This is a genomic window from Candidatus Anoxymicrobium japonicum (assembly GCA_002843005.1).
Taxonomy (GTDB): domain Bacteria; phylum Actinomycetota; class Geothermincolia; order Fen-727; family Anoxymicrobiaceae; genus Anoxymicrobium; species Anoxymicrobium japonicum.
Genome location: PHEX01000033.1, coordinates 1 through 19,040 on the forward strand (window position 1 = coordinate 1; position 19,040 = coordinate 19,040).

Annotated in this window: 20 protein-coding genes; 7 read left to right on the forward strand and 13 right to left on the reverse strand. The window is 57.6% G+C overall.

Features of this window, described 5'->3' with window-relative positions; genetic code table 11:
- Window positions 1-172: 172 nt before the first annotated feature.
- The 7 genes from CVT63_04550 to CVT63_04580 form a co-directional block, all read right to left on the reverse strand.
- Window positions 173-1,153 (reverse strand): hypothetical protein, encoded by a 981-nt coding sequence (locus tag CVT63_04550; GenBank protein ID PKQ28074.1) that lies wholly within the window; start codon window positions 1,151-1,153, stop codon window positions 173-175.
- A gap of 113 nt (window positions 1,154-1,266) precedes the next feature.
- Entirely contained in the window at window positions 1,267-1,572 is a 306-nt protein-coding gene (locus CVT63_04555) for a hypothetical protein (protein ID PKQ28075.1), read from the reverse strand.
- Between the two features lie 103 nt (window positions 1,573-1,675).
- Window positions 1,676-2,326, reverse strand: coding sequence for an acetyltransferase (locus CVT63_04560; protein PKQ28076.1), 651 nt, complete (start codon window positions 2,324-2,326; stop codon window positions 1,676-1,678).
- Between the two features lie 19 nt (window positions 2,327-2,345).
- Entirely contained in the window at window positions 2,346-3,266 is a 921-nt protein-coding gene (locus tag CVT63_04565; GenBank protein ID PKQ28077.1) for an SAM-dependent methyltransferase, read from the reverse strand.
- A gap of 194 nt (window positions 3,267-3,460) precedes the next feature.
- The gene (locus CVT63_04570; GenBank protein PKQ28092.1) at window positions 3,461-4,630 is read right to left on the reverse strand and encodes an acyl-CoA dehydrogenase; all 1,170 of its coding nucleotides are present in this window, start codon (window positions 4,628-4,630) and stop codon (window positions 3,461-3,463) included.
- 58 nt (window positions 4,631-4,688) lie between these two features.
- A complete protein-coding gene (locus CVT63_04575; GenBank protein PKQ28078.1) occupies window positions 4,689-5,486 on the reverse strand; it encodes an enoyl-CoA hydratase in 798 nt (265 codons plus the stop codon).
- Window positions 5,487-5,560: 74 nt separating this feature from the next.
- Window positions 5,561-6,082, reverse strand: coding sequence for a cob(I)yrinic acid a,c-diamide adenosyltransferase (locus tag CVT63_04580; GenBank protein ID PKQ28079.1), 522 nt, complete (start codon window positions 6,080-6,082; stop codon window positions 5,561-5,563).
- A 1-nt stretch (window position 6,083) separates the two neighbouring features.
- Here CVT63_04580 and CVT63_04585 point away from each other — a divergent pair, with 1 nt between their 5' ends.
- The 4 genes from CVT63_04585 (at window position 6,084) to CVT63_04600 (ending at window position 8,062) form a co-directional block, all read left to right on the forward strand.
- A complete protein-coding gene (locus tag CVT63_04585; GenBank protein ID PKQ28080.1) occupies window positions 6,084-6,275 on the forward strand; it encodes a hypothetical protein in 192 nt (63 codons plus the stop codon).
- On the forward strand, window positions 6,272-7,378 hold the full coding sequence (locus CVT63_04590) for a hypothetical protein (protein PKQ28081.1): 1,107 nt from the start codon (window positions 6,272-6,274) through the stop codon (window positions 7,376-7,378). The genes CVT63_04585 and CVT63_04590 overlap by 4 nt, the downstream gene beginning before the upstream one ends.
- A gap of 146 nt (window positions 7,379-7,524) precedes the next feature.
- Window positions 7,525-7,812, forward strand: a complete 288-nt coding sequence (locus CVT63_04595; GenBank protein ID PKQ28082.1) for a hypothetical protein — start codon at window positions 7,525-7,527, stop codon at window positions 7,810-7,812.
- Between the two features lie 49 nt (window positions 7,813-7,861).
- Window positions 7,862-8,062 (forward strand): hypothetical protein, encoded by a 201-nt coding sequence (locus CVT63_04600; GenBank protein PKQ28083.1) that lies wholly within the window; start codon window positions 7,862-7,864, stop codon window positions 8,060-8,062.
- 32 nt (window positions 8,063-8,094) lie between these two features.
- Here the strand turns inward: CVT63_04600 and CVT63_04605 are convergent, their stop codons facing one another.
- The 3 genes from CVT63_04605 to CVT63_04615 are packed head-to-tail and all read right to left on the reverse strand — an operon-like array spanning window position 8,095 to window position 11,256.
- On the reverse strand, window positions 8,095-9,474 hold the full coding sequence (locus CVT63_04605; GenBank protein PKQ28084.1) for a hypothetical protein: 1,380 nt from the start codon (window positions 9,472-9,474) through the stop codon (window positions 8,095-8,097).
- Window positions 9,475-9,504: 30 nt separating this feature from the next.
- Window positions 9,505-10,494, reverse strand: a complete 990-nt coding sequence (locus CVT63_04610; GenBank protein PKQ28085.1) for a nitrate ABC transporter substrate-binding protein — start codon at window positions 10,492-10,494, stop codon at window positions 9,505-9,507.
- An 18-nt stretch (window positions 10,495-10,512) separates the two neighbouring features.
- Window positions 10,513-11,256: a beta-ketoacyl-ACP reductase gene (locus CVT63_04615; protein ID PKQ28086.1), complete on the reverse strand. Its 744-nt coding sequence runs from the start codon at window positions 11,254-11,256 to the stop codon at window positions 10,513-10,515.
- 552 nt (window positions 11,257-11,808) lie between these two features.
- On the opposite strand from CVT63_04615, the gene CVT63_04620 reads away from it, so the two are divergent.
- From CVT63_04620 to CVT63_04630, 3 genes are all read left to right on the forward strand, one after another.
- Entirely contained in the window at window positions 11,809-12,546 is a 738-nt protein-coding gene (locus CVT63_04620) for a hypothetical protein (GenBank protein ID PKQ28087.1), read from the forward strand.
- On the forward strand, window positions 12,543-13,289 hold the full coding sequence (locus CVT63_04625; protein ID PKQ28088.1) for a hypothetical protein: 747 nt from the start codon (window positions 12,543-12,545) through the stop codon (window positions 13,287-13,289). Before CVT63_04620 ends, CVT63_04625 begins: the two co-directional genes overlap by 4 nt.
- Window positions 13,290-13,355: 66 nt before the next feature.
- The gene (locus CVT63_04630; GenBank protein PKQ28089.1) at window positions 13,356-15,827 is read left to right on the forward strand and encodes a primosomal protein N'; all 2,472 of its coding nucleotides are present in this window, start codon (window positions 13,356-13,358) and stop codon (window positions 15,825-15,827) included.
- A gap of 47 nt (window positions 15,828-15,874) precedes the next feature.
- Here the strand turns inward: CVT63_04630 and CVT63_04635 are convergent, their stop codons facing one another.
- The 3 genes from CVT63_04635 to CVT63_04645 all read right to left on the reverse strand — a co-directional run bounded on the left by CVT63_04635 (window position 15,875) and on the right by CVT63_04645 (window position 18,912).
- The gene (locus CVT63_04635; protein PKQ28090.1) at window positions 15,875-16,213 is read right to left on the reverse strand and encodes a hypothetical protein; all 339 of its coding nucleotides are present in this window, start codon (window positions 16,211-16,213) and stop codon (window positions 15,875-15,877) included.
- Window positions 16,200-16,520 (reverse strand): nucleotidyltransferase, encoded by a 321-nt coding sequence (locus CVT63_04640; GenBank protein ID PKQ28091.1) that lies wholly within the window; start codon window positions 16,518-16,520, stop codon window positions 16,200-16,202. Before CVT63_04640 ends, CVT63_04635 begins: the two co-directional genes overlap by 14 nt.
- Before the next feature lie 190 nt (window positions 16,521-16,710).
- Entirely contained in the window at window positions 16,711-18,912 is a 2,202-nt protein-coding gene (locus tag CVT63_04645; protein PKQ28093.1) for a ribonucleoside-diphosphate reductase, adenosylcobalamin-dependent, read from the reverse strand.
- Between the last annotated feature and the right edge of the window lie 128 nt (window positions 18,913-19,040).

A 19,040-nucleotide genomic window follows, 5' to 3' on the forward strand; every position in this document is an offset into this window, starting at 1 on the left:
CGGGTTGCGTCACAGCATCCCCTACAAAATCAGGGTCTGTAAGTGTTACGGTTTCCACCTCCCCACCGCCTCTCCGTTCCTTCACTCACAAGTATAGCTTCTCTTCAGAAGGAGAGTTGGTTGCTCCCCTACCCTCCCCCGAGGGGGAGGGTGAGCTTGCTATGCTCAGGTCTTACCTGGCTTCGTTGTATACGTCCTCTTTATCCGGCATGAAGTCCATGGAAAGCTGCTCCTGGAGTACGTGGTCTTCCGGGATCCCCGTTCCCCTGTTGTAGGTCATTCTATCTTCCCTTGCCCGGGCAAGGGAGTGCCTGCGGGCCTCGAACACCACCTCCTCCAGGCCCATGTGCTTGATCTCGGGCGTCACGTACCCGATTCCCTGATGCAGCCTTACGTTGTTGTAGTGGTCGACGAGGTCGCAGACGGCGTCCTGAACCTCGTAGATGTTCTCGAACTCGCCCAAGTAGAGGTACTCGCACTTGGCGGTGGCGATTACCGCCTCGGCATGGGCGTTGTCGTTCGGGGTGTGGGGGCGGGAGTGGTCCTGGGTTATGCCTATCTCGTTGAAGTATCCCTTCGTCGATTTCGACTTCATCTCCGATCCGCTGTCGGAGAAGGCGAGCGGCTTGTCGTCGGACTCCAGCAGATCCTCAGCCAAGAGGGCCTGATCCCAGGTGGCGATGATGTCGTCGGACTTCCTCGAATGGCTTGCCCTGGCCCCGACGATTTTCCTCGAGTAGCGGTCCAGGATAAAAACGATGTAGACGAACATGCCGGCGAGGAGGCGAAGGTAGGTGACGTCGTACTGCCATGCCTGGTTCGGGCGGGTTGCCTCTATCTCGGGCTTCTTGAGGTTCTTCGGCCTCGACCGCCTGGCCTTGCCGATGAGCTCCTCGGCCTTCATAACCCTGTAGAAGGTTGAAGGCGATGCCGCCGCTTTCCCCTCGTCAAGGGCGGTGAAGGCGAGCTTGCGGTGGGACAGATCGGCATGGGTATCGTCCCTGGCCATCTCGATGATGGCCTCCCTCTCGTCGGGCATTATCTTCTGGGGCGTGCACCCCGGAGCGCTACTTCTGTCCTCGAGGTCGGCCTCGGTCGCTTCCCCCGGCGTCCTGCCCTCAAGCCAGGCGTAGTAGCGGTCGCGCGGGAGCATGATGATCTCACAGGCCCGCTCTGCCGTGATACCGACGACCTTGGCCCCAGCGACGGCGGTGATGATCTTCTTCTTCGTGGCGCCCGCAAGCCTCTCTCCTCTGATGGGGCCTACTAGACCCCATTCACTTTTTTTCTTAAGAGCGTCACCTCCACGCTCTGCTCGGTGAGCGCCTCCCTGAGCCTGTCGATCTCTCTTGCGAGCGCGTCCTTCTCGGGATCCTTCTTCCTCTTGTCTTTCTTGAAGCCCTCGATGAGCGCCTCGGTCGCCCTCTTCTCGATGCGGGCAAGCTCCGCCGAGTGGATGCCGTGCCGCCTCATCACCTCGGCCTTGGTGATGTTGCCTTTCTGCACCTCCAGGAAGATGTCGAGCTTCTCCTCAGCGGCGATCCCTCTTCTCTTCCTTCCCTGCTCCTCCATTACCTCGCTCCTTTCCTCCAAGGGGCATTGTACCCCTGCTTTCCGGAGCGCGGTCAAAGGCGGGAAACACTAACAATTACTTGAAGGATTTTGTCGGGAATGTTCAGAAACAATCCGCCATCGGAGACCTCCGGTACTTGAGTATCCGCGCCGGAACCCCCCCGACAACAGCGTAAGGTGGAACGTCACGGTTTACCAACGATATCGCGCCAATGACCGAACCCTCCCCGACCGTCACGCCGCGCACGATCGTCGCCTTCTCCCCAACCCAGACGTTCGGCCCGATAATCACGTGCTCCTTGCGGATGCCCTGACTGCGTATACTCATATGCGGGTCGAGGAACCAGTGGTCGAAATCTACCACATAGATGTTGTCCGCCCACAGGTTTTCGTCGCCGACCTCGATGTGGTTATAGCAATTGATGGTATTCTTGCCGCCAAACGTGCACTTGTTTCCTATGCGCAACTTTCCCTCGTGCGCCCTGAAAGCGCAGCCTTCACCGATAAACACAAATGCGCCAATAGTAAACTGCGCGTTTTTTCCTTTGCTTATCTCATAGCGCCTGGGGAAAAAGACGTAACCCTCGGTCTTGATGCCACGGTGCGTGACCTTGAACTTGATGAAGCGGTAGAACGAGCGCGCGTAGTTAAACGTGTACATGCGATTCTTAATTATAAAGCGCGCATTTCGCAGAAACCAGAAACGCAAAAAGGGGTCTGACCCCTTTTTGCGTTTTTCCTCGTCAGGCTCCACGGGCAACTCCTTAAACTCCTTAATCGCTCTTTCGAGCGTACAGAAGCATGTTGTAAAACCAGGATGATGGCAGGTACCGGTATATACGCTCATCAACCCGGCTGAGTTTGAGGTACGTCGTGTAAGCCCCCTGGCGCCACCGCAAGCTAATGTTCTCGTCGGCAAGCATATTTTCCACCGAGCGCGTGATCCAACCCACAAAGCTCGACAGGAACTCCTCGGACTCGTAGCGCGCCTCAGCAAAACCGGCGGATCTCGCCGCGCGACACACTTCCGCGGGCCGGAATGTGTGGATATCCACCACCGTCTCGAACTCCCTGACGTCGCGGCCATCATCTGGCGGCAAACACGTGTCCCTCAACTTTGCCGGCGACCCGCCGAAGCGACCGCCCATGCGGGCGTACGGCTTCAACAGGGACGAGACGCATTTTCTCGCGATGCGCCCCATGACGTCGCCTACCTTTGTGGGCTCTCCCACGAGCATGCAAACGCCGCCCGGCTTGAGAACGCGGTGAATCTCAGAGAGCGCCCCGCCGATGTCCGGGATGTGATGCAGGATGGCATGTCCCACCACCATGTCAAACTCTCCGTCGGGGTAATCCAGGCACTCGAGCTCCGACTGGCGCGCGTTTACTTTTATCCCGAGCTCCACGGCGTTTCGCTCACAAGTATCCACCATGCCCTGGCTGATGTCGCAGGCGAAATATTCACCAATGAGATCACCTGACAGGCAAAGGTTCAAGCCTGCGTACCCGGTTCCGCATCCAACCTCGAGGAGCTTCTCCACGCGCGGGAAAGGGCCACAGAGCACTTTCTCGAACTTGTGCCTTACGCGCGCCGCAGTATCCTGATCGTACTGGATACCCCACTTGCTGTCATAGCAGCCGCTCTCCGTGTCATGAAAGAGCTCATTCGCTTTTCTCAAGTCGACGTCCAACAGCTCCTCGCTTAACTTCTGGGAGTCAGGTCTAAGAGGGGTCTACCTCTCCGTCTACCTTCACTGCGTAGAGGGGTCAGGCAACGTCTACCGCTTTAGCGGTAGACGGTGCCTGACCCTGTCGAACCGACCACGCGCGGTAGACGGAGAGGTAGACCCCTCTTAAACTTTAAAAAAGACCTGACCCCAAAGTTAAATTACTGCTTCACTTCTTTGATGCCCATCAGGTTGGCGGCGATGACGTAACGCTGTATCTGCGCAGTGCCCTCATATATCTGCATTATCTTGGCGTCACGCATGTACTTCTCCGCCGGGTACTCCTTCATGTAGCCGTAGCCCCCGAGCACCTGAACCGCGTCGGTGGTAACCTTCATGCACATATCGCCACAGAAAGCCTTGGCAATCGAGCTTGAAATCGAAAGTCTGCGCGAGGTCTTGCCGGTCTCCGCCATCTTGTTGGCCAGCCATCCAGCGTAGTAGTACAAGCGGCGGCCCGCTTCGATACTCATCAGCATTTCGGCAAGCATAAAGCTGATGGCCTGGTTAACGATGATAGGCTTGCCAAACTGTACGCGTTCCTTGGCATACGCGTTTGCCTCCTCGAACGCCGCCCTGGCGACTCCTACCGCGAGCGCCGCTACGCCCGCCCTGGTCAGGTCGAGTACAAGCATGACAGTCATGAAAGCGCTACCGGGAGCGCCCAGCATGTCCTCTTTGGGGACCTTCACGTTCTCGAAGAAAACCTCGGCTGTGTGTGAAGCGCGGATGCCCATCTTGTCCTCGTGGCGTCCCATGCTGACACCCTCATAGTCACCGCCTACGATAAAGCCTGAAAGACCTTCATCAGTCTGGGCGAATACCGTGTAGAAATCACTGATCCCACCGTTGGTTATAAAACACTTCTGGCCGTTCAGGACAAAATGGTCACCCTCATTCCTGGCTGTGGTCGCGATAGCCGTCACGTCGCTACCGGCGCCCGGCTCGGTCAGGCAGAACCCCGCGAGTTTTGGGTTCTTTTCATCGCAAAGACGAGGCAGCCACTTCTTCTTCTGCTCCTCTGTGCCGGCGATCATGAGAGGCGTCGTCGCAAGGTTGTTCGCGCCTATGCTGGTGGAGAGTCCGGCGCATCCCCAGGACATCTCCTCGAAAACCATGGCCCCTGTCAACGGATCGAGGCCGCCTCCGCCGTACTCCTCCGGGATAGCCGCCGTAGTCAAGCCAGCCTGCGCGGCTTTGGGCAGGATAAGGTCAGCGGGGAACTCCCCTTTCTGGTCCCACTCCAGGGCGATAGGGCGCAATTCGTTCAACGCAAAGTCGTGCGCCATGTCAACGGCCGCCCTCTGTTCGTCAGTAAGTTTGAAATCAATCACTGCTTCCTCCTTTGATAACGGTTGCTTCAATCCATTCGAATCGCTGTCAGTTGTTCTACTTTCCTGTGAACTCCGCCTTGCCGGGACCACTCTCGATAAAACTTTTCATTCCGATTTTCTGGTCCTCGGTAGAGAAACAGAGCGCGATCGCCTGCGCTTCTATCGCCAGTCCGTCGGCCAGCGAACAGTTCATGCCCTTGTTGACGGATTGCTTGGCCATGGCGAGCGCGAACGGGGGGTATTTGGTCGCGTAGCGCGTGGCTACCTTTCGCGCGCTTGCGATGACAGCCGCGCCGTCACCCTCGACAACCTTGTCCACCACTCCGTACGCGAGGCACGTTTTCGCGTCGTAAAAGCGACCCGAGAAGATCATCTCCTTTGCCCTGGCGGGGCCGATAAGGCGGGGAAGCCTCTGTGTCCCGCCCGCGCCCGGAATGATCCCAAGCAGTATCTCTGGAACGCCAATCTGCGCGGTTTCGCCCGCAAACCTCCAGTCGCAAGCCAGCGCGATCTCGCACCCGCCGCCGAGCGCGAAACCGTTTATCGCGGCGATGACAGGCTTTGGGATGTTCTCGAGCCTGTTTAGAGCTTCCTGCGCCCCACTTATGAACCTGGAGACAATGAGCGGGGTCGCTTCCGCCATCTCGTTGATGTCCGCGCCCGCCGCGAACACCTTCTCGCCGCCGGTCAACACAACCGCGTGCACGTCGTCGTCGTACTGCAGCTCTGTCGAGCAAGCGCCGATCTCGAGGAACACCTGGCCGTTCAAGGCGTTAACCTTTGGACGGTCAAGCCTCACCGTCGCGACGTGATCATCTACCTCCACTTTCAGAAACTCAAAATCGTACGCCATTCACAACACCTCCGTCAAAAGATTCCAGGGGCTCACAAGGAACGCGATGTATTACCATAACATTGACCGTGCTTTTAGAACTCGATCCCCTCTCGCATGGGGACACCATTGTCATGGTAGTGCTTCACCTTTTTCATCTCAGTAATAAGATCCGCCCTCTCGCAAAACTCCTCGGGAGCGTACCGGCCCGTGAGAACGACCTCAACACCATCGGGACGCTCATCGATAAGCGGCAGAACCTCACTCGCGGTCAGCACGCCCAGTTCCACAGCCACGTTGACCTCGTCCAGAATCACGATGTCGTACTCGCCGTTCATGATACCATTCCTGGCAAATTCCAGCCCAGCGCGCGCCAGCTCGAGATCCTCAGGTGTGGTCTCCCCTTTCTTGACGAAGGTGTCGAGCCCGTACTGAACCAGCTTGAAGTTTTCGGGGAGCATTTTCGCGGTCAGGATTTCTCCGTACGGCCGCCCCTTCAAGAACTGAACCATCAGAACCTTAAATCCCTTGCCGATCGCCCGCATGGCCAGCCCGATAGCCGCGGTCGTCTTCCCTTTGCCGTCCCCGGTATATAATTGAACGAGCCCTCTCTCCATCTTGGCCCTCGCCCCCGCGCGCTCGGTCGAACTTCAGCCGGGCATGGAAATCATATCAAATATGCTCACGCGAAACGGGATGTCGGCTTCTCGCGTCGAACTAATAGCGGAGCACGCGGAACGAACGGCGCGTTTTGCGTTCGAACAATTTGCTAATCAGCAACATATCGCAACATATCGGAGAAGGAAATGAGGGCGAGCTTTTCACCCGTCAAAAAAATAGCGATGAGCCACCGCAAACTGAAAAAAGCATATCTCTACGTAAGGCGGGCCAGTGGCAGGCGTGTCTTGCTGTTGCTGTCGGCAATCTTTCTCGCCCTGGCGCTATTGGTTCTGTTCCTCTCCCTCTTTGTTTTAGACATCGCACTGTCCTCAAAAATCTTCCCCGGAGTTACCGTTGACGGCAACGCGGTAGGCGGCATGTCCCGCAATCAGGCGAAGGCGGCGCTTGCCGGCACAACCACTGAAAGGATCGACAAGCCCCTCTTCGTATTTCACAACGACAGGGAGTTCGATCTCGACCTGAAGCACATCGAGCTTGCGGTGGACGCGGACAAAATGGTTGAGGAAGCGTTCAAAAAAGGCAAGAAGCAGATGTTCCTGGCGCGCATGTGGCGCCGGCTCATGAACAAGCCGCTGTCAGCGAACGTCAAGGTGATTCTCAAGTACGACAAAAGCGGGTTAAAACGATTCATAGCCAACACAGCCGAAAACCTCGACTACGCGGCGCGCAGCGCGAGCATCGACATGTCCAAAGGATATCCCGTTCTCACAAGCTCGAAGTACGGCCGGAGAGTCAAGCAGGACGAGTTGTATAACGGCATACTGTCAATCCTGCCAACGAGCAAGCGGTGGCTCGCGATCCCGATCGAGACACTCAAGCCCACGGTGTCGGAAAGCGACATCGGGACTATCCTCGTCATCAAGCAATCAGAGCACAAGCTCTACCAGTACTACGTGGAGAAGCTTCAGGCCACATACACGGTCGCCGTCGGAAGCTCACAGTACCCGACGCCAAACGGTCGGTTCGTGATTCTGAAAAAAGAGAAGAATCCATGGTGGTACCCGCCCAAATCCGATTGGGCAAAGGACAAGAAACCGATACCTCCTGGTCCGGGCAACCCGCTGGGACCTTATTTCATGGACCTCGGAAACGGGTTCGGCATTCACTCTACGCCGGACGAGGCGTCGCTCGGGTATTCGGTATCGCACGGTTGCGTGAGAATGTCGGAGTGGAGCGCGCAACAGGTGTTCAAGGTGGTCAGCAAAGGAACCCCTGTATATATCCTTCCTTAGTGCCCCTTTCCATAAATACTCGCAAGCGAACGCCGCTGCATCCGCGCCTCAAGAGACGCAGCTCAAGCATTATGAAACTACCTTGACGGTTCGAGCAATAGCGTTCATAATAGTCATGTAACTGTACAATACAATGTAAGCGCCACATGGAGGTGGACGAAATGAAAGCAATAGGCGTGGCAGAAGCACGGGCTAACCTGTCTGTCTTGATAAAAGAAGTTTCGGGATCGGACGAGACCTTCGTGATCCACAGCAAGGGTGAACCGAAGGCGGTTCTGCTCGGCATAGACGAGTATCGAGAGATCGAGGCCACACTGGAGGAGATGGGAGATCCGGAAGCCAGAAGGCTCCTGGAGGAAGGGACAGATGACCTCAAAAAAGGAAGAGCCCGGTCGGCAGAAGAGATCTTCGGAGAAGCCCTTATTAACGGTTGAACTGTCCCGCACCGCGGAGAACGCGCTCAAGGGAGTTATAAAGAAGGACATGAAGCTCATTCGCGAGCTTCTTTCTGTTATTGCCGCAGACCCGTACGACCGGATCCACACTGTCAAGCTCCACGGCGAGTGGGAAGGGCATCGGAGAGCAAAGAAAGGCGACTGGCGTGTGATCTACCTCCCGCCCGAGGAGAATATAATCTACGTGGTATACATCAGGAACAGAACCGAGAAAACCTACAAAAAATAGAAAAAATCGGTTCGCGTCGACGACGGCAAATTTTAGCGCCCCCTGGCGTGGTAATCGCGCAGAACGGACAGCGCTTCCACCGCTCTCTCGGGTGTTTCGAAAACGGGATAAGGCATCTTGCTCCTGACGTCCATAAGGTGCTCGTACTGAGTAAAAAGACAGAGCGCAATGGGCTTGTCGTGTTTCTTCATCAACTCGCCCAGTTCCGGGTACGGCTCTCGCGACATCTCCGCGTAAGCGCCATCGTACTTCGCGTCCGCCCTGCGCAACAGCGCAATCATCACTCCATCCACGTCCTCTTGCCCCATCACCTGATCGACGGCATACAGGATAGCATCGGTGGAGTGAATATCCCCCAGGTCGAGCGGGTTCCCGAGCCTTATGACATTGGAACGCGCGTACTCCTTGAAGCCTGCCGCCAGGCTATCCGCCAGAGACGGAAACACGAACCCGCGTTTGTGCGCCTCGTCCGAACACATGACCGCGTAACCGCCCGCCTGCGATATTACCGCTATCCGGTTCCCCCTCATCGGCGGCATCTCAAACGCGCGAGCGAGCTCAATGAGCTTGCGGATTTCCGTGACGCGTATCACGCCCGCCTGCCGCAGCGCGCCATTCAGCACCATGTCGTTGTTGGCGAGGGCCGCTGTGTGGCTGGCCGCGGTCCGCGCGCCGATCTCGCATGTGTTCGCCTTGTACATGAGCAGGGGCTTACCGATCCGTGAAGCGACCTCGACAAACTTGCGACCGCGCGCGACGCTCTCCAGGAACATGCATATCACGTCAGTGCCCGGATCCTCGCCCAGAAACTCCAGAAAATCGAGTTCGTCCATGTCCACCTTGTTGCCCACAGACACAAACTTGTTGAACCCCGAACTCATGTTGTCCAGGAACATTATCAGGCTCACCCCTACGCCGCCCGACTGGCTGATTATTGATATCTTTCCGGGCAGCCGTTTCTTAAAAGGAAGAAACGGCAGGCACAACCCGTTCTCCGCGTTGATCAAGGTGAGCCCGTTGGGGCCAACAAATCGGATGCCGCGCTCTTCGGCTTTTTGCTTTATGACCTCGGTGAGCCTGGCGCCATACTCGCCGAACTCGGAGAACCCACCGGAAGGAATAGCCATCCGCGCAACGCCCTTGCGCGCGCAATCATCCATGACGCCCGAAACCGCCGCCGCCGGAACGAACGCCACCACAAGATCCACAGGACCGGGCACGTCCTCGAGCGAGACATAACCTTTGAGGCCAAGAACGTCCTCGCCACGGGAATTGACCGGGTATATCTTGCCGCCGTACTCCCAGGTAATAAGATTCTGTACGATGTTTCGCCCTATATTCCTGGGGTTCGCCGACGCTCCCACCACGGCAACGCTGTCCGGGTAGAACATCGTCCTGATGTTTTCGTCCATGCCACCTCGATTATTCGGTCTTCCGTTTACTCACGAACCGCGGCCGGGCAGAAACCTGGCGTCAACAAGGTTTCGCGTGAAAGCCGACGGATTCTTTTGTTTGACCACACCGGCCCGCTTCATGAACTCGACATATTTTGTGATGGCTTTTGTCTCCGGGCGATAATCGAACCGGATGTTCTTCATTGCGGAGTTCACGACAGCGCTTTCCTGCCCTGTAAACAGGTGGGCCATACTCGAGGCTTCGGCGATGTTCTTCTTGATGTACTCGGTCGCTTTCACATGCGCCGCGACAAAACGCCTGACGGCGTCGGGGTTCCTGTCCATGAATGCGGCATCAGCCACCACCACGCAGCACGGATGACGCGGCCATATTTTCGACGAGTTCTCGAGAACCCGCCCCGCTTTTTGCGCATGAGCCATCGATGGATAAGGCTCACACGCGATCGTGGCATCGACCTGCGCCGTCGCCAGCGCGGAAATCATCTCTGGCGGCTTGACGACAATTATATTGACACCGACGGGATCAACTCCGGCTTTTTGAAGCGCGGTGCGAAGAAGAAAATCCTCCAACGTCGACATGCCGGGGATCGCGACGGTGCGTCCCCTGAGCGCCGATACGTCTCCGGCGTCGAGCCCGGGGCGAACCATTATCGATGAGCCGTTTGCGTTCGCCTGAGCGACTATTTTGACGTCAGCCATGTTCTGCGACGCGAAAGTGACGCACGACGCCATGCCCACGTAACCTATGTCCAGTTCACCTGCTGAAAAAGCGCTCATCTCCTCGGGGCCGGCGTTGAAAGCCCCACCCTCGCGGATGTCGAGCCCCTGCTCGGTAAAAAACCCTTTCTCCCGGGCTACGTAGTACGCAAGCTGGTGCAGGTCGTTCCTCAGGAAGCCGACTCTCACCACTTTCGTGGTCTTCGGAGCAGCGCCGCACCCGCCAGCGATGAAACCCGCCAGCAAACTCAAAAGCAGCAAAACGCAAAAAAGAGTCTGACCCCTTTTTGCGTTTTTCATTTTTAGCGCCTTTCCTCGTTAGATAGTGTAGCCGCCGTCGATGGTGAACAACTGGCCGGTGATGTAACTTCCGCCTTCGCATATAAATGCCACCAGCGAGGCGACCTCTTCGGGTTTGCCCCACCGGCGGATCGGTATCTCCTTGAGAATCCTGGAGCGCAACTCGTCACTGGAATCGATCGTCATGTCGGTCTCAATAAAGCCTGGAACCACGACATTCGAGGTGATGTCAAATTGGGCAAGCTCGCGCGCGAGCGACTTTGTCATTCCAATGAGGGCCGCTTTGGTAGCGCCATAAACGCTATCGCCGGGGTAGCCTGTCACGCCGATCACGGAAGACATGTTGACGATACGGCCCCATCCCTGCTTTTTCATGAGCGGAACCGCGACGCCGGTTACGTATAACGCGCCCTTGACGTTTGTGGCTATCATCCATTCGAGTTTGTCGGGCAAGAGTTCCTCAATTCGCGCGCCACGCCAGACTCCGGCGTTATTGACCACAATATCAAGCCGGCCAAATTCACGGGCCGTCTCATTCACCAGCCAGACGCACTGCTCTGGAACACCGACATCCGCCTTCAGCGAAACGGCGCGCCTGCCAAGCGATTCGATCTCGCTTACGACCTCGAGCGCCGAATCCTCCCGCACCCTGTAATTGACCGCGACATCGCACCCTTTGCGGGCAAGTTCGATTGCGATGGCCCTTCCGATGCCACGCGAAGCGCCCGTTACAAGCGCTACTCTGCCTGTTAGATCATCCATGCTGGCCCTCCACACGTTATGCAACTGGGGTCAGGTCTGGATAGTTGCATTTTTTCTATTTACTGTTCCGAAAATAACCTCCGTTCAGGCTACCACTATACCCCTTCTCCCACCCCACGCGCTTCGCGCGCGGTGACCCCGGGGCGAAGGGGTTCTGGTCTCCTCCCCCGCAGACGGCTGATGAATACACGACGGGGCACGTCTACGCTAAAGCGGTAGACGTTGCCAGACCCATTACTCGACGCGTGACACAGGCATTCTTGCCTGTGGAAGGTGACATCAATTTTCATCTTAGTGCCCCTTTCCATAAATACGGTAACGTACCGAGAGCGTCGATGCGCCGTTCCTTAAAAGACCGCGCGACCGAGTCGTACTCGGTGAGTACGGCGAGGAAGCGGAACGCAGTAGGCGCGGATGCAGCGGCGTTCGCTTGCAAGTATTTATAGAATGGGGCACTTAGGTGGTGGCGTGTCCGCACGCCATGGAGGACTGACCCCAGTTGCATCCTAACATTATGTTAGAATACTGGAAATCTCGTAAAGATGGAATTATATGGCAAACAAACGTATCGAACTCGAACAGTACAGGCACTATGTCAACCTCATCGAAGAAGCGCCCAACCGAAAGGTTGTGCAAAAGGGGTTGCTCATTTGCGTGGTCGTCATGACGTTGCTCGCGGTGGGAATGTTTTTTCTTGGCTCAATGTCAATCAATCTCGCCTCGAACCCGCGCAATATCACCGAAAAGCCTCAGCCAAAAGCGCCTGCCGGCGCCACGCCTGGCAATCAGACCATGCCTAACGGCCAGAACATACCAGTGCAGCAGGGCATGCCGTCGCCGTCCGGGAACCCGACACCTGTGCCAAACCAGAGTCCTTCGCCAACCCCGGCGCCAGGCGGGCAAGGGATGGCGCCCTCTGGCGTGTCAGATCTCATAAGCGATACGACAAATGCGGGTATGCCGTCAGGCGCTGGTGAAGGCGACCTTCTTGCGCAAGCGCAGCCAACCCCGGCGCCAGCCAATGCCCCTGTAATGAACATTCCGCCCGGATCCGAAACGGCTGTTCCCGCCGGAACATCTCCATCGAAAACCTCCACCAAGGACAAAGATAAGAAGAAAGCAAAAAAGCCTTTGAGCCAGGAAACAAAAGGCGTTGGTAGCCTGTCGAAGCTCACAAACAGCGTGAGCGGGCGCGGGCTCCAGATATACCTGCTTCTGCACGTGATCGCGCTGATAACGCTCATGTATGTCGCCGTTAAGCGCGTGCGCGTCGAAGGGAAGTCAAAGTGAAAGCGAACGTCATACTCTTCGAAATCATGACATTCATACTTTTTTTAGTGTTCTACCGAGCCTCTTCCCGCGCGATGGGAAAGAGACGCAACAGGACGTTCTTCGCGGGAGCGGTGTTGTTCTCTCTCGCCATCCAGACCGCCGCCGTTCTGGGCGGAATCATGAACTTCTACTGGTACTCGATAAACCACTACTACAAGAGCTATCCGCTCGGTGGTTACACGGTATGGCTCGGAGTAACGCCGCTGGCCGCATGCCTGCTGTGGTATATGGTGACGGCCATCTCTCAGATGGTTTCCACCGCTATTGCGCGGGAAGCGAAGCTGATATCGCGCTCGGCGTTCGCGGGCGCTATCGCCGTCGGTTTCTACACACTCATCGAGCCTGTCGCTGTGACCAATCACTGGTGGACGTGGAACCTCAGGAGCTTTTACGTCATAGACATCCCGCTCGTAGCCCTGTTCGCCGTGTTCGGCTCAGTGTTCCTCTTTAACATGACATACGGCATGACCGTGCTCGAGCCGGAAGGCCACAAGTTCCTGAAACGCTTCGAGGGCAGGATCATCAATCGTCTTCTGTTCAAGAGCGACAAGCACGCGAATTACATCACCTTCGACCAGATTCAGCGTTTGTTCTTTTTCAGGCTGTTCCTGGCGCTCGTGGCGTTTTCCGCGTTCATCGCGCCCGTGATTGTCATCTTCTGGGCAATCGCAAACCGCGGGCAGATCCCACCTGGCTGGTAACCGCCGGCATACCCCCATCTCTCTTTCCCGCATGTCGTACACCCGATATATAATCGGTTTTAGGAGGTGGTCGGCTCGCCCGAATCCAAACGTTACGTCGAAGTCATTATCGATACCGCGGTCAGAGACCTGGATCGTCCGTTCACGTACGAGCTGCCCGCTGAAATATCCGCCGGCGTGCAGGTTGGATCGATGGCGCTGGTTCCTTTCAACAACCGCCTCTCCCTGGGCTACGTTGTCGGGTTCCCGCCGCGAAGCGACCTGTCACGCATAAAGAGCGTTTCACGCATCGTGGACGAGCCACCCCTGTTTGACTTCGACAGCATGAGGCTCTGCAAATGGATAGCTTCCCACTACCTCTGCCCGCTCTCGCGGTCGTTCCACCTCGTCGTTCCCCCCGGGCGCAGCAGAAAGGTCAAGCAACTCGTGTCGCTTGCCGTGCGTGCCCGCGACGCACTCATTGCGGTCGCGGGAGATGATGCCGCGGTCAAGGTGGTCAACGAGCTGAACTCGGCCGGTGAGCTCGACATCGACGCGCTCAAAAAACTCATTGGCGCTGGTCCCGCCGTGACAGGCGTAAAATCAATGGAAGAAAAGAGCCTCGTGAAAAGACGATTCGCTCTTACGCGGCCCGCGGCCAACGCAAGAACCCGGCTCGTCGTCCACGCGACGCCTGTAGCAAGCGACTGGAATGCGATCAATAAGCTGCCGGGTCGCCAGCGTGAAATAGTGGACGAGTTGATCGCGCGTGGCGGCGTCGAGTTTCAAAGCGACCTGCTTCAAAGCGTGGGCGCGAGTCACGCGAGTCTCAAGTCGCTCGCAAAGAAAGGCGTGCTCGAGATCGCGGGCGAGGAAGTGCTCCGACAGCCGTGGCTGGGCGCCTCATCCGGCGGCGCTGTGCGCCATAAGCCCAACGCGCGCCAGCAAGCGGCTATTGATCGCGTTTCCACCGTTATAGAAGAGGGCCGCCACAAGGTGTTTCTCCTCGAGGGCGTGACCGGCTCAGGCAAGACAGAGGTTTACATCCACTCGATCGAGAAAGCGCTCGAGAAAGGCAAGCAGGCTATCGTCCTCGTCCCGGAGATATCGCTCACGCCGCAAACGGTAGAGCGGTTCGAGTCTCGCTTTCCAGGCGATGTAGCCGTCCTTCACAGCAGGCTTGGGCCCGGCGAGCGTTTCGACCAGTGGCGCGGAGCGCGCGATGGCCGCTACCGCGTCGTGGTGGGAGCGAGGTCCGCACTGTTCGCGCCTCTGGCAAACATAGGGCTCATCGTCATTGACGAAGAGCACGAGCCCTCCTACAAGAGCGACACGTCTCCGCGGTACAACGCCAGGGACGTTGCCGTGGTTCGCGCGCGGATGGCCGGGGCCGTTGTAATACTTGGCAGCGCGACGCCGTGTTTAGAGTCTGTCGAGCGAGCAAGGGCCGGATTGTATGAGCGCCTCGAACTGCCAAAGCGGATCGACAACAGACCGCTGCCGGAGGTCGAGATCGTGGACATGCGCGAGACGGGTGGCGCGGGAGAGGTTCCACTGCTGTCACGGCGCATGCTCGACGCGCTCTCGCGCGCGGTCGAGGCCGGCGACCAGGCTATCCTGTTCCTCAACCGGAGAGGGTTCTCCAACTACATGCAGTGCCGGGCTTGCGGCCAGATCATGGGGTGCGACGATTGCGAGGTCAGCCTTTGCTATCACAGCAGGGGCAACATGATGCTCTGCCACCACTGCGGCATGAGGCGAAACGTTCCTCCTGCATGCCCGAGTTGCGGCGGCGGGCCGATGAAGCAGTTTGGCGCGGGCACGCAAAAGGTCGAGGAAGAACTCATGAAACACGTGCCGGGTGTCACCTGCATACGGATGGACGCCGATTCCACGACGACCAAAGACGCGCACTGGCGCCTGCTGGGCAAGTTCCGCGCCGGCGAGGCGCAGGTGCTCATCGGCACCCAGATGATAGCGAAGGGGCTCGACATCCCGAGCGTAACATTCGTAGGAGTCATCAACGCCGACACGGCTCTGGCTCTTCCCGACTTCAGAGCGAGCGAGCGGACGTATCAACTCCTGACTCAGGTCAGCGGAAGGGCCGGGCGCGGTTTGAGACCGGGGCTGGTCGTGATCCAGACGTTCAATCCCGATCACCCGACCATAAAAGCTATGACCGGCGGAACCGGGACGTTCATAGAAGCCGAGCTCGAATCGCGCTCGCGCGCCAACTATCCGCCGTTCGTGGATCTCGTCAACGTGATGGTGACATCTCCCGAGATAGCCGCCGCTTCGCGCTCGGCGGAACGCATGCGTCACATACTCGACACCGACCTCGACGGAACCGGCGCAATTATTCTGGGTCCCGCGCCCGCTCCCCTCTCGCGGCTTCGTGGCCTCTACCGGTGGCACATCCTCGTGAAGTCAGCCGACCTGGACAAAATCTCCGACAGACTCATCACCGCGGTGGGCCGGTTCTACGATTACTCGCGAACTTTCCCGCCCGGCAAGAGCGTGAAAGTCTCACTGGACGTCGATCCGGTCAGCCTCCTGTAACTTGAAACGCAACACAGGGGTCAGACCCCTTTGTTGCGTTTGACTGCTCATCCTTCAGGCGGAACCAGTTTTTCCATCTCTTCGACAAGTCGCGGGATGTCGTTCTTGACCGTGAACCAGACCTCCTCGAGATCTACTCTGAAGTACTCATGAATGAGACTGTTGCGCATCCCAGTGATCTCATGCCACGGCACCCGCGAGTTCGCCCGTTTTGCCTCCTCTGAAAGCCGACCTGCCGCTTCTCCAATAACCTCAAGAGCGCGGACAACAGCATCCTGGTGAAGACCGCTCTTTTCGAATGCGGGGAAATCAAGATCGCCGAGGTAGGACACAGCATCTCGAGCAGCGAGAAGGATGTCGAGGAAAAGAGCTTCATCCCGTGACATAGATCGTCTCCAGGGAGCTCAGTACTTCACGCTTGCGGATATAGTTACGGCTAGACTCGACGGATTTGCGATCGATGAGATCCACATCCCTGCCGAGCATCTCCTCAAGCTCATCCCGCATCCTAACGAGGTCGAAAAGGGAGCGACTCGACCCTGGCTTGAAGGCAACAAGCACGTCTATGTCACTCGACTGCGTGAAACAATCGGAAAGGACCGAGCCAAAAAGAGATATCTCTTCGATTTTCCACTTCCGCGCGAATTCCGCAAGTTTCTGTGGGGGTACACTGATGCTTGCTTTTTTATCCATCCTGACTCCTCGCCTCCATCTCATCCCTCGAGACAGTTACCCGAGGGTCAATATCCGATGTCTGCTCACCTGCATATGAGAATAGAATAGTGGATCTGTTATCGCATCACCACAAGACAGCCACCCAGGTCGCTCTCTTGAGCCGCGTCTGAGTGCACGATTCCGCCTGGCAGCCTGGGAAACTGGTCCCTCAAGCGGGGCCGCAACGGGAAAATCCGCAGGATCGGCAGATGGCGCAACCACCCTCGAGTTCCATGCCCGCTCCGCACTCAGAGCACCTGACGCTTCCAGACGCGAACGCGCTGGCGCCATTCGTGTCTTCTCCAGCGCAAGCCGCCAGGTACTTCTCTATCGATCTGCCGATAGCGTCCGGGCAGGAAAGCACCTCGGCGTGCTTGTTGCGTATGGATGACATGCAGCGTATTCCTTTTAACTGATCAAGTATCTCTGATATGTCTATCCCCGCCCGAAGCCCGAGCGAAACAAGCCGGCTTGTCGCCTCTGACTGAGACGGACAACCACCGGCCCGCCCGAGAGCGGTGAACACTTCGCATATCCCCATGGAGTCCGCGTTCACGGTTACATAAAGGTTGCCGCAACCGATGCGCACCTTCTCAGTCGTGCCCGCGGTGACCCTCTGTCGCTCGCGCGCTTTCAACCCCGTCCCGGGCGCGGGCTCAGAGTGCCCGCGGTACAGAACCTGGCTGGGTCTGCTTCCGTCCCTGTATATCGTCAAGCCCTTGCATCCCATCTCATAGGCAAGCGTGTACAGCTCGACAACATCCTCAACCCCGGCATCCTCTGGAAGATTGACCGTCTTGCTCACAGCGTTGTCTGTGTGCTCCTGGAAAGCCGCCTGCATCCTGACGTGCCACACGGGAGACACCTCGTGAGCGCTGATAAAAACACGGGCGAGATTCTCGGGCATTCCTTCGATTCCCCTGAGGCAACCGGCGACCGCGATCTTTTCAACCAGCCCCTCGTCGGAAAGCCCGTGCCGCACCGCGCTCGCGAGAAACTCCGGATGAACCTCGAGAAGCCTCTCGCCGTCCAGCACCCGGCGCTCGTAAGCCACGGCAAACAGTGGCTCGATGCCGCTCGAACACCCGGCGATGATGCTGATGGAACCGGTCGGCGCGATCGTAGTGGTGGTAGCGTTGCGCAATAACGGCATCCCGTCGCGGGCGTATACGCTGCCGTCGAAGTTGGGGAACGGCCCACGCTCGGCGGCGAGCTCACTCGACGCCTCCCGCGCGCCGCGCGAGACTCTTGACATGACTTGACTCGCCAGCGCGAGCCCGTCATCGGAGTCATAAGGAACCCCGAGCTTGATGAGCATGTCCGCAAAACCCATCACGCCAAGACCTATCTTGCGGTTGGAGAGCGTGACCTCCCTTATCCGCGGAAGCGGGTACTTGCTGACGTCTATCACGTTGTCCAGAAAATGAACCGCCTCCCGAACGACCCTGTCGAGCTTTCCCCAATCGACCTCCGTTCCTCCGCTCTCATCTCGAACCATCAGGCCGAGATTGACGCTGCCGAGGTTGCATGATTCGTACGGCAGGAGCGGCTGCTCGCCGCACGGGTTCGTGCTCTCGATCTCTCCCAGCAAAGGGGTGGGATTCTTCTCGTTCATGCGGTTCAGAAATACGATCCCCGGCTCTCCCGTCGCCCAGGCGGTCGCGGCTATCTCGTCGAACACCTCTGCCGCGTCGCGCTGGCCCACGACAAGGCCCGTGCTCGGATTCACGAGATCGTACGCGTCACCGAGCGACAGCGCGTCCATGAACTCTCGAGTCAGCGCTACGGATAAGTTGAAGTTATTCAGCAGGTGAAACTCATCTTTTGCGTGGATGAAATCGAGTATGTCGGGGTGATCCACCGCGAGGATTCCCATGTTCGCGCCGCGTCGCGCGCCACCCTGCTTTACCGTCTGGGTCGCCGCGTCAAAAACAGTCATGAACGATACCGGGCCCGAAGCTATGCCTCTGGTCGATTTCACCACGTCATTGCGGGGACGCAGTCTCGAGAAACTAAAACCCGTGCCTCCGCCCGACTTGTGGATGAGCGCCATGTTTTTGACCGCCTCGAAGATGCCCTCCATGCTGTCATCGACAGGCAGCACAAAACATGCCGCGAGCTGTCCCATGTCGCGCCCCGCGTTCATCAATGTGGGCGAATTGGGAAGAAACTCGAGCGAGGTCATCATCTCAAGGAATGTGGCGCTTGCCCTCTGTGCGCCCTTCACCCCGCGAAATGGTTCATCAGCGCCGGCAATGGCAGCGGCAACCCGCTCGAACATCTCCAATGGCGTCTCGACAAGCCGGCCTTCGGCGTCTTTCGCCAGATATCGCTTTTCAAGCACTTTTTCAGCGTTCGGAGAAATATTCAACTTTACCACCGCTATAGTTTCACTTGCCGCGTTAGCCAGAGGGATATCGCAATTAAAGTATAAACCTTCCCGCCCACACAAAAAAACGGCTTGCGTCTATTGCTTTAGCGGTAGACGGAAAGGTAGAC

Excerpts from the sequence above, each read along its gene's own strand:
- CVT63_04550 (PKQ28074.1), bottom strand. The coding sequence starts at position 1,153 with ATGCTCCCGCGCGACCGCTACTACGCCTGGCTTGAGGGCAGGACGCCG.
- CVT63_04555 (PKQ28075.1), bottom strand. The coding sequence starts at position 1,572 with ATGGAGGAGCAGGGAAGGAAGAGAAGAGGGATCGCCGCTGAGGAGAAG.
- CVT63_04575 (PKQ28078.1), bottom strand. The coding sequence starts at position 5,486 with ATGGCGTACGATTTTGAGTTTCTGAAAGTGGAGGTAGATGATCACGTC.
- CVT63_04580 (PKQ28079.1), bottom strand. The coding sequence starts at position 6,082 with ATGGAGAGAGGGCTCGTTCAATTATATACCGGGGACGGCAAAGGGAAG.
- CVT63_04590 (PKQ28081.1), top strand. The coding sequence starts at position 6,272 with ATGAGGGCGAGCTTTTCACCCGTCAAAAAAATAGCGATGAGCCACCGC.
- CVT63_04595 (PKQ28082.1), top strand. The coding sequence starts at position 7,525 with ATGGAGGTGGACGAAATGAAAGCAATAGGCGTGGCAGAAGCACGGGCT.
- CVT63_04600 (PKQ28083.1), top strand. The coding sequence starts at position 7,862 with ATGAAGCTCATTCGCGAGCTTCTTTCTGTTATTGCCGCAGACCCGTAC.
- CVT63_04605 (PKQ28084.1), bottom strand. The coding sequence starts at position 9,474 with ATGGACGAAAACATCAGGACGATGTTCTACCCGGACAGCGTTGCCGTG.
- CVT63_04610 (PKQ28085.1), bottom strand. The coding sequence starts at position 10,494 with ATGAAAAACGCAAAAAGGGGTCAGACTCTTTTTTGCGTTTTGCTGCTT.
- CVT63_04615 (PKQ28086.1), bottom strand. The coding sequence starts at position 11,256 with ATGGATGATCTAACAGGCAGAGTAGCGCTTGTAACGGGCGCTTCGCGT.
- CVT63_04620 (PKQ28087.1), top strand. The coding sequence starts at position 11,809 with ATGGCAAACAAACGTATCGAACTCGAACAGTACAGGCACTATGTCAAC.
- CVT63_04635 (PKQ28090.1), bottom strand. The coding sequence starts at position 16,213 with ATGTCACGGGATGAAGCTCTTTTCCTCGACATCCTTCTCGCTGCTCGA.
- CVT63_04640 (PKQ28091.1), bottom strand. The coding sequence starts at position 16,520 with ATGGATAAAAAAGCAAGCATCAGTGTACCCCCACAGAAACTTGCGGAA.